This is a genomic window from Peteryoungia algae (assembly GCF_030369675.1).
Classification (GTDB): Bacteria; Pseudomonadota; Alphaproteobacteria; order Rhizobiales; family Rhizobiaceae; genus Allorhizobium; species Allorhizobium algae.
In genome coordinates this window covers 3,895,420-3,908,512 of sequence record NZ_CP128477.1, presented here as the reverse complement: position 1 = coordinate 3,908,512, position 13,093 = coordinate 3,895,420, and the positions used below count along the sequence as shown (strand labels likewise).

The window sequence follows — 13,093 nt, the reverse complement described above, 5'->3', positions numbered from 1 at the left end:
GGCTGATCCACGGGATTGAACCCGTCTGAGAGGACAAAGGTTCCGGGAGCCTAGTCGTTCGTGCCGATCGTGAAGGAAGACAGCGGGGCGACCAGCGTCCAGCGAAGGCCCTTCGGGTTGAAATCGACGGTGACCTCACCGGCAAATGCGCTTGCGGCATGACGTTCGATGACCGTCGAACCGAAGCCGCGCCGGGTTGGGGTGACCACTGGCGGACCATGAAGTTCCGTCCAGGTGAGGCGCAGACGCTGCTCTTCGCCTTCGGCCCCCGGCTCCACGATCTGCCATTCGATCATCAGTCGTCCTTCCAGGACGGAGAGTGCGCCGTATTTGACCGAGTTGGTGGCGAGTTCGTGAAAAACGAGGCCCAGATTCTGTACCGCATTCGCATTTACCAGAAGTTCCGGCCCACGCTTGGAGATCCGGTCGAACGAACCCGTGACGGTCGTGAGCTGCAGTTCGACCAGAGAGGCGAGCGGGATCCCGGCCCATTGTTGTTTGGCGAGCGCCTCGATCGACTGAGCCAATCCGGCGAGACGTCCACTGACCGCGCGCTGGAATTCCTCCACGTCATCCGTCCCGCGGGCAAGTTGGCGCATCATGGCCTGGACCAGCGAGAGTATGTTCTTGGTGCGATGAACAAGTTCCTGCAGGATAAAATGTATCCGCTCCTCCGCCTCGGCCCTGTCGAAAGATGCGTTGGACAAGGCGACCGCGACCTGGTTGGCCTCGGTGATCTTGGTGCGTTCGGGCGAGACGATCTCGCCCTTGCCGATGCGTTCGGCCATGGAGGCGATCTTGCGGATCGCCGAGCGCAGGTGATGGGCCGCGACGAATACCACCAGCATGATCAAAGCGAGGAAGATCACGCTTCCGGCCAGCAGACTCTTCCAGAGTTCAATGAAGGATCCCTGGAGGCTGTCTGCGGGTCCCCAGACCAAGGCATGCCACTGCCAGCCCGGCAGCTTTGCATAACCCAGGAGATATTGTCGGCCGTCCTTGTAGAACACAGCGCTGCCATTTACGCCGTACATCAGTTCCAGCCGGCTTTGATCCATGGCTGTACCGGCAGTCTGCCGTTCTGCTCCGTTCGAAACGACCACGCGTCCCTCTTTGTCCAGAAGTGCAGACGTCCAACCGGGCGGCAGTGCATCGCGAGAAGCCAGGTCCTCGAAGCTTTCCGCATCCTGGGTGAGCACGACGGCATCGGTCCCCTGTGGACCGCGCTCGGCGAGCGGCATCGTCAGATTGACGACCCAGCGCTGGCTTGTGGCGCCGAAAAACACGTGGGACAGCTCGACCTTTCCCGAGCGAAGCGCTGATGTGACCGAGCCCGGATTGGCCATCGGTGGGAGCGGCGCGCCCCAGGGCATGCGGGTGTTCAGGACTTGCAGGCCATCCCGGCGCGCCAGAATGACATAAAGCGAACTCTCTTTCAGGCTTTCGAGCACCCGTGCGTGAAACGCCGGCAGATCGCCCTGTTGCAATTCTACCGATTTTGCAACGAGCGCCAGCGTGGTTTCCATGTCTGCGAGCTTGCGCTCCACACCCCGACTGATGGTCTGCGCATCCTGGGCGGCATCTGCCCGCAGGGTGCGGAACTGCGATCGCTCAAGCTGAAGCAGCAGGAAGACCACGAATGCCAGAAGGGGCAGGGTCGCCAGGATCGCCATCGTGGCAAGATAGGAACCAATCGAAGCGGTGGGGAAGAGCCCCAGGAACAGTCGGAGGGGGCGTTTCATCGTCCAGACCTCCCGATGCACAGGTCCGGCTCGCCAATCTTATTGTCGAACCAATTGGCCCGCTCCGCGTTGGAAAGAATATACCGACAGAGGAGGTTACCATGGTCTTCAAGCCGCAGACATTTCACGGGGAAAGGCCCGTTGTCACGGACGAAACACCGGTTGACGCGTCGCTTGAGCAACGCGTGGCTGACGCACTTGCAACGAGCGAAGGCATAGGTGCGGAAATGCTGAAGGTGGTGGCCAGCGGTCGCGAGATCTTCATCATCGGAGACGTTGGCAGCCGCGAGGAAATGGATCGGGCTGTCCAGGTTGCGCTGTCCGTACCCGGGGTCGAGAAGGTCACGGTCCACATGCACGAAAACGGAGCACCGTAGACCGGCTGGGCCGGCGCCCATAGCGACGTCCAGACCGCGGTCATGGTCATGCAGCCCGCGCGTCGATAAACGACGCACCCTGCTTCCCCTTCGTACCTCTGCGTCTGATGACGTCACTTACATTCCGATTCAGTTGGCCAGACGCCTGACGTCAGGCGCGACCATCCGTTCCGGCAGTGCCTTCCGGGCTCCAGGCCTGCGCGATGCCGGCCACCTCGAGCATATGCCCGCGCAAGTCCTGCTGTCGGATAACAGTGAGCTTGCGTTGAGCCCTCTGGCTTTCCAAATGCTGGCGTGCAGCCTCAACGGCGAGCCTATAACTGGGATAGACCGCCGACTGGCCTTCCTCGGATAGGAAGCACCAACCATTCGCCTGAGGGACGATGTCACAATAAACCAGAGTCATGCCGCACTCCTCCTGATGGCGACCAAACGACCAAGCGGACCTTTGGTTCCCTCCGATTAAATTTTTTCCGGCAATCTCAGCCGCAGACGACAATCAGGGAGCCGGGCGGGAATTCGGACAGATCCCGAATATCGGCCTCGGCAGAAGGCGGGTGAACATGCACGGTCTTGCCATGCGTGGGCGGCAATGTGATCCGGCTCTCTCCGAAATTGCCGCGCAACTGCCATCGAAATTCACCCAATTGCCAGTCGATCGCGAGCCGACCGTCTTCGGCCAAAAGCACATGCCCCACATCCCCACCCACATTCTCCAACAGAGGCATGAGGTGACGACGCCGTTTCTCCAGCAGAGCTCGGAAAGCGGCTCGGGCCGCCCTTCCCGTCTCGGTCTCTGCCTCTTCCCATTGAAGCTTGGAGGTTGCGAAAGTCGCAGGCGCATTTGGATCCCGTATCTCATCCGTCGACATGTCGTCTGTCCCGAAGTCACGGGCCTGCTGGAGCCGCTCCTCCGGATCGGTCTCTCGCAGAGCTTCGGGGTAGTCGCGGAAAAAGAAGAAGCGCCCCTTTGATCGGAACTCGTCGCCCATGAAGAGAAGCGGGATTTGCGGTGCGAGCAGGAGCATTGTCAGCAGTCGCTCGCCGAGATCCTCCTCTATCAGGCTCCAGAGGCGCTCACCGCGTCCACGATTGCCGACCTGGTCGTGATTTTGCAGAAAATTGACAAAGGTGACCGGTGGCAGATGACCGCTCGGCTCTCCGAGAAGCTCGTCACCCTTGCCGTCGGCCCGTTCCCCCTGGAGAGCGAAGCCCGTGGCGAGCGTCTTGGCAATCCTCGGCCAGAAATTGGTCGAGAAGGCGCGGTAGTGACCACAATGCTCCGCTGTCGCCCAAGCGTGAACCAGATGATGGTAGCCGTCGTTCCAGACACCATCATAGAGCGGAGTGGAGTTGTCCTCTGCCCGTTCATGCAGTCTCGTGATATTGCGGTTGTCTTCCACCACCAGATGGACATGGCGTTCCGGAAACATCTGGCGAACGCGCAAAGCGAGGTCCTCAGTGAACTGGACGCTCTCCTTGTCCTGCTCGATCTGGTCGGCAGCATCGAGGCGCAAACCGTCAAGAGCGAACTCCTCGATCCAGTAAAGCGCATTCTCGATCATGAAATCGCGTGTCGCATCTTGCGATACATCGGGACGAGGCCCCCATGGCGTGCCTTCGCCGAGAAAGAACGCGGGCGCATAGACATCGAGATAATTGCCGTCGATCCCGAAGTGATTGTAGACGACATCGAGCATGACCATCAGACCGAGGCCATGGGCGGTGTCGATGAATGACTTCATGTCATCAGGCGTGCCATAGGCGGGGTGTGGGGTGTAGAGGAGCACGCCATCATAGCCCCAGCCACGCGCGCCACCGAAGGCGGCGACAGGCATGAGCTCGATCATGGTGATCCCAAGATCCGCGAGCACCGCAAGCTTTTTCGCTGCGGCTTCGAAGGTACCCTCTTCTGTGAACGTCCCCACATGCAGCTCGTAGATCACAGCCTCGGACCACGGACGACCGGACCACGCTCCGTGACGCCATCGGTAGGCGGTGGGATCGACCAGAACCGAAGAGCCATGCACGTCGCTCTCAAGGCCGCGGCCCGCGGGATCGGGGACCGCCATTCCATCCGGCAGGATGAAGGCATAGGGCGTGCCGGGTGCCAGGTTGTTGACGAGAAGTTCGAACCAGCCGGCCCCCGTCGGCATCATCGGTACGAGTTCGTCCGCGAGGCGCAAGCTCACGGTTTCCACAGCCGGCGCCCACAGGCGAAAGCGCACCTCACCGGCGGCAGTATACTCCGCTCCCCAGCTTCTCGAAAACACCCGGTATTCCTGTTCGAACGGTACACCGTCAGCCACTGGCTGGGACTGGTCCATCTGTCTGATCACCTCTGCTGATCGCTGGAGACGAACAAACCTCGAATGTTGAGAAAGGTTCCGGCCGGTAAACTGCGGCTTGGCAAGGCAAGTCCTTCAGAAGTCTTCAGGAACAAAGCGCCGGCGTCGGGCTTTTTAAACGCAAAAGGCCGATTTCACCGCATCCTGCGGTGGACGGCGAACAGGGAGACGATCGATGTCCGTCAATGATCCATCATCGCCATTCGACGACCAGCCCCCCATGCCGGCCCCGACCTGGGCGCCGGAGGTTCCGGTCGAAGAACCGGAGCCGGATGTGCTTCCGGACGAACTGCCGAACCCCAATCCGGACGAGACGCGTGATCCGCCGGTGACCGAACCCGGCCTCGGTATCTGAACCGATGGAACGCGGGCCTCAGCGGAGGCCCGCGACCCGCTGCCAGCTCTTCTTGCCGGCCACCCAGTTCTGCCAGTCGGAAACCGATCCGTAGAAGACGTTGAGATCGATCTTTCCGTTTACCCCCTGGGACAGGCCCGAGCCGGAATACTGCCAGAAGACCCACTTGCGATCCGGATAGATCTTGGACGGGTGCGCGGCAACCGAACGAAGCCAGAAGGGGTAGTCCAGAAACTGGCCGCGCAGATTGTCCTTGTAGAAGTCAGGCGCCGTGTAGATGACCGGGCGCTTGCCATAGTGCCGCTCGAGGCGGTCCATGAAAACCTGCATCTTCTCGCGCGCCTTCTCCGGAGACAGTCGGAAGCGGCAGCTCGATTCTCCGTTGTATTCGACATCGATGACCGGCGGCAGGGCGTCCGGGTCACGCGGCACGTTGCGGATAAACCAGTCCGCCTGCTCGGAGGCGACACGGCACCAGTAGAAGAAGTGGTAGGCTCCGCGTTTCACACCGGCTTCCTTGGCCCGTTTCCAATTGGTGAGGAACATGGGATCCACGTGATCCCCGCCATCCGTCGCCTTGATATAGGCGAAGTTTGCCCCCTGGCTGCGCAGCTTCGGCCAGTCGATGTCGCCCTGCCAGCGAGACACATCGACGCCATGCACCGCGTGATGCTTGGGCTTCACCTTGCCGAAGTTCATCGGCTTCGCATCGCTGAAGCGCTGGTTATAGACCCGGTGACGCCCTGTCGACCGGGCAGCGGGCTCATCCGGTGCGGCGAGCGGGGATACAGGCGGTGCAAGCATCGCGACCGGGCGCTGATCCGGAACCGGCATCCCAGCCGTCATTGGCGAGGATTCGAAATGAGCCTGACTGGACGTATCTCCTGCCCAGGCAAGAGCATGAGGCTGTCCGTTGTCATTCGCCGCGATCGACCCTGTCTGCTCGTCCACGGCCACGGCAGGGACCGGGGCCATCGAGGCGGACTGGACCGGTTGTGCCTTCGGCGCGGTCTGGGATTGCAGCTTCAACGCGTCGATCGGGCTCGTGCGCGCACTGCAGCCGACAAGCACCAGACAGCCGATGAGGAGCGAGGGAATGACCTTGGAACGCATGGCACACGGACTCGAATACTGGGGCCGGGCGCATGCGGAGGCGGACACCCGGAGCTTCTGGGAATTGCTAACAAAGCTTTACCGGGAAAAAGTGAATGCAATCTTTACGAGTCAGCCCGGTACAAACCGGACGCCGATTGTTCACGGATATGTGCGGTCTCCTGCCAATCCCCGGTGTGCCGCTTTCCGTATCCACATTGAACCCGACAACTCGATTTGCGAGCGAAAGTTGCCCATGCTGCAGAGACGTTCCTTTCTTCTCTCGTCCTTTTTCGCTCTTGCCGGCGGCGGCGCCGCTGCCGCGGATTACTGGCAGGCGTTGCGCTCGGGTGACGTCTTCGTGATTCTCCGACACGCGATCGCGCCGGGAACTGGCGATCCCCCGGAGATGCGCATCGGCGTTTGCGAGACGCAACGTAATCTGTCCGCAGACGGCCGTGCCCAGGCGGAGCGAACCGGACGTCTCTTCCGCGACAAGGGGATCAGCCGGGCTCGCGTGTTTTCCAGCCAGTGGTGCCGATGCCTCGATACGGCGACCCTTCTCGACCTCGGACCCGTTTCAGGACAGCCGCTTCTCAACTCCTTCTTCAGCAGTCGAGCAAGCGGGAGGGCGCAGACGGAAGCCTTGAGGGCCTGGCTGACGAATACCCGGCTGGAGGGACCACGCGTGCTCGTCACGCATCAGGTGAACATTACCGCGCTCACTTCCGTCGTGCCACGCAGCGGCGAACTGGTGTTCGCCACAATCGACGCGGATGGGAGCGTGGACGTGATGGCTCGGCAATCCGCCGGGGCATGACTGGTAAAGGATTGCGGTCGAAACGGGTAACCGCCCGTGATGAAAGCTCTTGCAAAAAGCTTAGGTGTGGCAAAAGTCCGCACATGCCCCGGCGAACACGGCCGGCAGGGACCCGGCGGATTGATCATTCTCGAAAGCCGGGCTTTCAGGGAGTCTAAAATCCGCATCGGTCGATGGCGGGACCGGTCTCTCCGCGTCCCCCCGTGCATCGCTGCCCAATCAGCCGACAAGCAACCCCACGGGGCTCCTCCGCTCTTCTCGGCTTGAAGTCCTGCCGCCGCGCAATATGGTTGCCGGAGGAAGACAATCTGCCTTGGGGGCCGCATGGAACAGACACACGACACGAGCCAACTCGAAATGGTGGTTCTGATGACACCCGATATGGCGAATTTCTCCGGCAAGGTGCATGGCGGGGCCCTCCTGAACCTTCTGGATCGTGTCGCCTATTCCTGTGCCTCGCGCTATTCCCAGCAATATGCGGTCACGCTTTCGGTCGATCAGGTCGTGTTCCGCCAGCCGATCCATGTCGGCGAACTCGTAACTTTCCGAGCTTCGATCAACCAGGCCGGCCGAACCTCTATGGAAGTGGGCATCCGGGTCGAGGCTGAAGACATTCGCAGCGGCGAGCGACGCCACACCAATTCCTGCTATTTCACCATGGTCGCTGTGGATGCCGAGGGCAGGCCCACCGCCGTGCCGCCCTACAGGCCGCAATCCGAAATGCGCAAACGCCGGCAACGGGCGGCCGAAACCCGCAGGGCGTTGCGTCTCGAATTCGAGGCCCGCTTCAAGGAAGCGAGCGAAAGTGGCGACCACGCGCGCGCGTGACCCGAACTTGAGCCTACCCTTCTGAAGCCCACCAAGGGGTCGCAGGTCGCCTCTGCTAGATGCGGGAGAAGGCAGCCAAAACCGTGCGTTCGGACTGGAGAAGATAAACCTCCAGCGCAGCTGCCGCTCCCTTCGGATCGCCTGCTTCAAGCTTTTCGAGAATGGCGGCGTTCATTTCCACATAGGGGGCATGCAGCAGTTCCGGCTCCTTGAGCAGACCGAAGCTCAGGCGCAGTTCGGCAGCAATCTGGGCATAGAAGCCGTTCAGCCGCTGGCTATCGGCGAGATCGACGATCGCCGCGTGGAATTTCATGTTTTCGCTGCCGACGGCCGTCCAGTCGTTCACGTCGCTCGCGGCGCGGGCTGCATCGACAGCCGAGCGCATGCGCGGGACGGCAGGGTGATTGGGATAGGCATTGGCCAATGCCTGGCACTCGACGAGGCGGCGTACGCGGTAGATGTCGATGATCGAGGCCATGCTCGGGGTTGCGACGAAGACGCCCCTGTTCGGCTCGTGCTGAAGCAGACCATCCTTGGTCAGCAGTCGAAAGGCCTCTCTCAGCGAATTGCGTGAGACCTCGAAATCCGCGCTGAGGGCCGCCTCCGACAGGCGTTGGCCGGGTTTCAGCTCTCCACGGATCAGTCTGTCGCGAATTTCTTCCGCCAGCCGTGGCGCCAAGGCCGCCGTCGTTTCCGTCTCTGCCATCGGTTTCCCCAGGTGACCGGATCATCCGGCGCGTCTTCTTGGACCATCTCCGCCGTGACGATCGACGAAGAACTCCGCTGCCTTATCATCCATGTGCGGAATCGCAGCAAGCAGGAGACCCAAAAGCGGCCAAAAATTGTTCCTCAAGGTTCGATTTCCGCACAGCGGAGCATCAAAGCGCACAAGTTTAAGGCAGAAAGGTAGAACGAAAAAATAAAATTGTTGAACAATATTGACAGAATTGTGAAACCACGAGACGTTACTCTCGCAGGTGAACAACAAGCCCCGCGCCAAAGCCGGGGCCAGGTCAACCGAGAGGGAAACATGGAACAGACATCAACATCGGCCACCGAGGCCGCACCGGGCGGTATGTCCGCCAAGACGCGCCGGGGCGCCCTGATCGCCGCGATCTTCCTGATGGCGACCTCCGCCATCGGCCCGGGCTTCATTACCCAGACAGCCACGTTCACCGCCAAGCTCGGCTCGGCCTTCGCCTTTGCGATCCTCGCTTCCATCCTCATCGACTTCGTCGTGCAGCTGAATATCTGGCGGATCGTCACGCTAACGAAGATGCGCGCCTCCGACATCGCGAATGCAGCCATTCCCGGCACCGGCTATGTGCTCGCCATCCTGGTGATCGTCGGCGGCCTGTTCTTCAATATCGGCAATATCGGCGGTTCCGGCCTCGGCCTCAACGCGCTTCTCGGTCTCGACCCCAAGCTGGGCGGATCGATCAGCGCCTTGATTGCGATCGGCATCTTCCTGTCACACCGCGCAGGCGTCGCGATTGATCGCGTCATCGTCGTCGCTGGCCTGTTCATGATCGTCCTGACCGTCTACGTGGCCTTCGTCTCGCAGCCGCCAGTCGGCGACGCCTTCTTCCAGACCTTCCTGCCAAGCACGATTGACTTTGCCACGATCACGACGATCGTCGGCGGCACGGTGGGCGGCTATATCACCTATTCCGGCGCGCATCGTCTGCTCGACAAGGGTACCGTCGGCATTGAAAATCTCGGCGCCGTCAACCGCGCGGCCCTGACCGGCATCGCCGTTACCGGCGTCATGCGCTACGTGCTGTTCCTCGCCATCCTCGGTGTGGTTGCCGGCGGCGCGGTCATCGACGTCACTGGCAAGGGCGCCAATCCGGCGGCCCAGGCTTTCCAGGTCGCTGCCGGCGATGTCGGCATGCGCATCTTCGGGGCCATCTTCTGGGCAGCCGCGATTACCTCGGTCATTGGTGCGGCCTATACTTCGGTTTCGTTCGTTACCGTGTTCAAGAAGGACATGACCGAACGTGCCCGCAATATCGCGACGGTAATTTTCATCGCCGTCTCGCTGTTCTTCTACATCATCATCACGACACCCCCGGCCCAGATGCTGGTCTTCGTCGGCGGCCTGAACGGGCTCATCCTGCCAATCGGCCTTTCGATCTTCATCTATGCCGCCTGGGCACGCTCCGATCTGATGGGTGGCTATCGCTATCCCCGCTGGTTGCTGATCCTGGGAGCGCTGACTTGCGCGCTCACCTGGTACATGGGCTACAAGTCGATCGGACCAATCTTCGCGCTGCTGACTGCGGCCTGAGAACGACAACAGGGAAGACGACATGACTGCCATCGATCTGAACAGCGACCTCGGTGAAAGCTATGGCGCCTGGGCAATGGGCGACGACGAAGCGATGCTCTCGATCGTCTCCAGCGCCAATGTCGCCTGCGGCTTCCATGCCGGCGATCCCGTCGGCATCTGGAAGACGGTGAAGGCCGCCGCCGAGCGCGGTGTTTCGATCGGGGCGCATGTCTCCTATCCCGATCGCGTCGGCTTTGGCCGGCGCGACATGGATGTCACTTCTGCGGAACTGACCGCCGATGTCATCTACCAGATCGGCGCCCTGAAAGGCGTCGCGGCGGCAGCCGGCGTTGCCGTCGGATACGTCAAGCCGCATGGCGCGCTCTATAACCGGATCGCCCATGACGCGAAGCAGGGACAGGCCGTCATCGACGGCATCCGGGCCGTTGATCCCAAGCTCGTCATGATGGGGCTCGCGGGGTCGCAGATCCTGGAACTTGCTCAATCTTCCGGTCTCGCCGTGGTGGCCGAGGCCTTTGCAGACCGCGCCTACACGCCTTCCGGCGCGCTCGTGTCTCGGCGCGAGGCAGGTGCCGTTCTGCATGATGCCGGCCTTATCGCCAGGCGCATGCTGCAGCTGGCAAACGAGGGCACGATCGAGGCGATCGATGGCTCGACCATCAAGATCGACGCGCAATCGATCTGCGTCCATGGCGACAGCCCCGGCGCCGTCGCCATCGCACGGGAAATCCGGCAGGCCTTCGAGAAGGATGGCATCACCGTGCAGTCCTTCCTGAACCGCTGAGCATCACCGAGGAGAGACTTGAATGATCGATCTCGACACCTTGCGCCATGTTGATACGACCGACGCGCGCGCCGCCCGTGAACGCTATCGCGCGGGTGCCGTCGAGCCGACCTCAGGCGTGGCACCGGGCTTCACCCAGGCGAACATGATCGTGCTGCCGCGCGACTGGGCCTTCGACTTCCTGCTCTATGCCCAGCGCAATCCGAAAGCCTGCCCGGTGCTCGACGTGTCCGATCCGGGCTCGCATGCGACCGTGCTCGCCAAGGGCGCAGACTTGCGCCGCGATGTGCCGCTCTACCGGATCTGGCGGGACGGCGTGCTTGCCGAAGAAGTGACGGATGCGACCGCAGCCTGGGCGGAGCATCCCGATCTCGTCAGCTTCCTGATCGGCTGCAGTTTCACTTTCGAGACACCGATGATGGAGGCGGGCATCGACATCCGCCATATCACCGACAAGTCGAACGTGCCGATGTATCTGACCAATCGTGCCTGCCGCCCGGCGGGACGGCTGCATGGCAATCTGGTCGTCTCGATGCGACCTATCCCGGCGTCTCGCGTCGCCGATGCAGCGACCATATCTGGCCGCTTCCCGGCCGTTCACGGCGCTCCCGTGCATGTGGGTGCACCGGAAGAACTCGGAATTGCAGATCTCGGCAAACCCGAATTTGGTGATGCGGTGCGGATCGAAGCTGGTGAAGTGCCTGTCTTCTGGGCCTGCGGGGTCACACCCCAGGCTGCCGTGATGGCATCCAAAGTCCCATTTGCCATCACCCATGCGCCCGGGCACATGTTCATCACCGATATTCCCGATTCCGCCTATCACGCCTGAGGCTCCGATGCGCTTTCTCCCCGTCAGCCTGACCGTCCTGATTGTCGAGTTGAAAGATCTCGACGAGACGCTCGCTCTTTTTGCCTCATTGGAAGCCGATCCGGTCGAAGGCATCATCGATATCGTTCCGGCGGCGCGCACGCTGATGATCCGGTTCCGTCCAGAGATGCTGACCGGCGAGACGCTTGCCGCAGCCATCGCCCATCGCGACCTCTCGGCCAGGATTCCGCCATCCGACATGCTGGTCGAAGTCCCCGTCACCTATGACGGCGAGGATCTGCACGATGTGGCAGAGCTGACAGGGCTATCCGTCGCAGAGGTGATCGAGCGGCATACGGCGAGCGAATTCACGGTCGCCTTCTGCGGTTTTGCACCCGGCTTCGGCTATCTCGTCGGCGGCGATCCGGCATTGCAGGTACCGCGCCGGCAGAGCCCGCGCACGAAGATCCCGGCAGGATCCGTGGCGCTGGCCGGCGCCTTCTCCGGCGTCTATCCGCAGGCAAGCCCTGGCGGCTGGCAAATCATCGGCACCACCCCGGTGAAGATGTGGGATCTGACGCGTGAGCCGCCGGCACTTTTCCAGCCGGGCTACCGCGTGCGCTTTTTCGATCTGGCCAAACGCGCTCAGTCCACAGTTGCGGTGCCCGCTTCATCGGCAATCGAGACCCCGGCGGCCAAGCATGCGGCGTCGACCACCATCAAGGTTACGGCGGCGCCCATGCCGGCGCTGGTTCAGGATCTTGGCCGCTTCGGCCAGACTGGCCAGGGCGTGTCATCCGCCGGCGCGCTCGACCAGGGCGCGTTTCGGGCAGCAAACCGGGTCGTCGGCAATCCAGTCGAGGCCGCCTGCCTGGAAATCACGCTTGGGGGATTTTCGTTCGAAGTCTCGGGCCCCACGCTCATGGCGCTCACCGGTGCGCCCTGCCCACTGACCATCCGCGACGTCAAAGGCCGCGTGATCGAGGCTGAGAGCTATCAGCCCGTCTCGCTGGAAAATGGCGACACCGTCACGCTCGGCTTTGCACCCAGCGGTGCGCGCAGCTACCTTGCTTTTCGCGGCGGTCTCGATGTGGCTCCGGTGCTGGGTAGCGCTTCTTCGGACACGCTGGCCGTCGTCGGTCCCGATCCGGTCGGTGTGGGTGCGGTGCTCGCGATCCGCCCAGCCAGTCGCAGCCTCTCTCCCGTGTCGCTCGACGAGAGCCCCGCTTTCGACTGTCCCGCGCCTGGCGAGGTCGTCATTCTCGATGTCGTGATGGGGCCGCGCAGCGACTGGTTCACCAGACGGGGAATCGAGACCCTGGCGCGCCAGATCTTCGATGTCACACCCCAGTCGAACCGGGTCGGAATCCGGCTTTCCGGCGCAGAACCACTTGAACGCAAGGACAAGGCGGAGCTTCCCAGCGAAGGCACAGCCACAGGCGCCATCCAGGTGCCGCATAGCGGGCAACCGGTGCTGTTTCTTGCCGACCATCCGCTGACCGGCGGCTATCCCGTCATCGGCACGGTCGCCGAATATCATCTCGATCTCGCCGGTCAGATCCCGGTGAACGCCAAAATCCAATTCCGGCCCATCACGCAATTCGCCGAAATCACGCCCGCAAAGGCATGACTTCGTGCCGACGCTC

At 62.0% G+C, this 13,093-nt stretch carries 13 protein-coding genes; 8 read left to right on the top strand and 5 right to left on the bottom strand.

What is annotated here, in order from left to right:
- Positions 1 to 50: 50 nt before the first annotated feature.
- The gene (locus QTL56_RS18470; protein WP_245134719.1) at positions 51 to 1,742 is read right to left on the bottom strand and encodes a sensor histidine kinase; all 1,692 of its coding nucleotides are present in this window, start codon (positions 1,740 to 1,742) and stop codon (positions 51 to 53) included.
- A gap of 101 nt (positions 1,743 to 1,843) precedes the next feature.
- Here QTL56_RS18470 and QTL56_RS18465 point away from each other — a divergent pair, with 101 nt between their 5' ends.
- Positions 1,844 to 2,119 (top strand): BON domain-containing protein, encoded by a 276-nt coding sequence (locus tag QTL56_RS18465; RefSeq protein WP_245134717.1) that lies wholly within the window; start codon positions 1,844 to 1,846, stop codon positions 2,117 to 2,119.
- Positions 2,120 to 2,270: 151 nt separating this feature from the next.
- Here QTL56_RS18465 and QTL56_RS18460 read toward each other — a convergent pair whose 3' ends face one another.
- Both QTL56_RS18460 and treZ read right to left on the bottom strand, forming a co-directional pair.
- Complete coding sequence (locus tag QTL56_RS18460) at positions 2,271 to 2,525, bottom strand: hypothetical protein (RefSeq protein ID WP_245134715.1); 255 nt, start codon at positions 2,523 to 2,525, stop codon at positions 2,271 to 2,273.
- 76 nt (positions 2,526 to 2,601) lie between these two features.
- Positions 2,602 to 4,446, bottom strand: a complete 1,845-nt coding sequence (gene treZ / locus QTL56_RS18455) for a malto-oligosyltrehalose trehalohydrolase (protein ID WP_245134712.1) — start codon at positions 4,444 to 4,446, stop codon at positions 2,602 to 2,604.
- A 196-nt stretch (positions 4,447 to 4,642) separates the two neighbouring features.
- Between treZ and QTL56_RS18450 the strand changes: the two genes are divergently transcribed.
- Positions 4,643 to 4,822, top strand: a complete 180-nt coding sequence (locus tag QTL56_RS18450) for a hypothetical protein (RefSeq protein WP_245134710.1) — start codon at positions 4,643 to 4,645, stop codon at positions 4,820 to 4,822.
- A gap of 18 nt (positions 4,823 to 4,840) precedes the next feature.
- On the opposite strand, the gene QTL56_RS18445 is transcribed toward QTL56_RS18450, so the two are convergent.
- Positions 4,841 to 5,935 carry a glycoside hydrolase family 25 protein gene (locus tag QTL56_RS18445; protein WP_245134708.1) on the bottom strand — a complete coding sequence of 365 codons (1,095 nt, stop codon included), beginning with the start codon at positions 5,933 to 5,935 and terminating at the stop codon, positions 4,841 to 4,843.
- 235 nt (positions 5,936 to 6,170) lie between these two features.
- Between QTL56_RS18445 and QTL56_RS18440 the strand changes: the two genes are divergently transcribed.
- Positions 6,171 to 6,734 (top strand): histidine phosphatase family protein, encoded by a 564-nt coding sequence (locus tag QTL56_RS18440; protein WP_245134706.1) that lies wholly within the window; start codon positions 6,171 to 6,173, stop codon positions 6,732 to 6,734.
- A gap of 324 nt (positions 6,735 to 7,058) precedes the next feature.
- Entirely contained in the window at positions 7,059 to 7,562 is a 504-nt protein-coding gene (locus QTL56_RS18435; protein WP_229573121.1) for an acyl-CoA thioesterase, read from the top strand.
- A 55-nt stretch (positions 7,563 to 7,617) separates the two neighbouring features.
- Here the strand turns inward: QTL56_RS18435 and QTL56_RS18430 are convergent, their stop codons facing one another.
- Positions 7,618 to 8,268, bottom strand: coding sequence for a GntR family transcriptional regulator (locus tag QTL56_RS18430; RefSeq protein WP_229573122.1), 651 nt, complete (start codon positions 8,266 to 8,268; stop codon positions 7,618 to 7,620).
- A gap of 324 nt (positions 8,269 to 8,592) precedes the next feature.
- Here QTL56_RS18430 and QTL56_RS18425 point away from each other — a divergent pair, with 324 nt between their 5' ends.
- The 4 genes from QTL56_RS18425 to QTL56_RS18410 are packed head-to-tail and all read left to right on the top strand — an operon-like array spanning position 8,593 to position 13,077.
- Positions 8,593 to 9,852, top strand: a complete 1,260-nt coding sequence (locus tag QTL56_RS18425) for an NRAMP family divalent metal transporter (protein WP_245134703.1) — start codon at positions 8,593 to 8,595, stop codon at positions 9,850 to 9,852.
- 22 nt (positions 9,853 to 9,874) lie between these two features.
- Positions 9,875 to 10,639, top strand: a complete 765-nt coding sequence (locus tag QTL56_RS18420; protein WP_245134700.1) for a LamB/YcsF family protein — start codon at positions 9,875 to 9,877, stop codon at positions 10,637 to 10,639.
- A 22-nt stretch (positions 10,640 to 10,661) separates the two neighbouring features.
- Positions 10,662 to 11,468, top strand: coding sequence for a putative hydro-lyase (locus QTL56_RS18415; RefSeq protein WP_245134697.1), 807 nt, complete (start codon positions 10,662 to 10,664; stop codon positions 11,466 to 11,468).
- A 7-nt stretch (positions 11,469 to 11,475) separates the two neighbouring features.
- A complete protein-coding gene (locus QTL56_RS18410; RefSeq protein ID WP_245134696.1) occupies positions 11,476 to 13,077 on the top strand; it encodes a 5-oxoprolinase subunit B/C family protein in 1,602 nt (533 codons plus the stop codon).
- Positions 13,078 to 13,093: the final 16 nt, after the last annotated feature.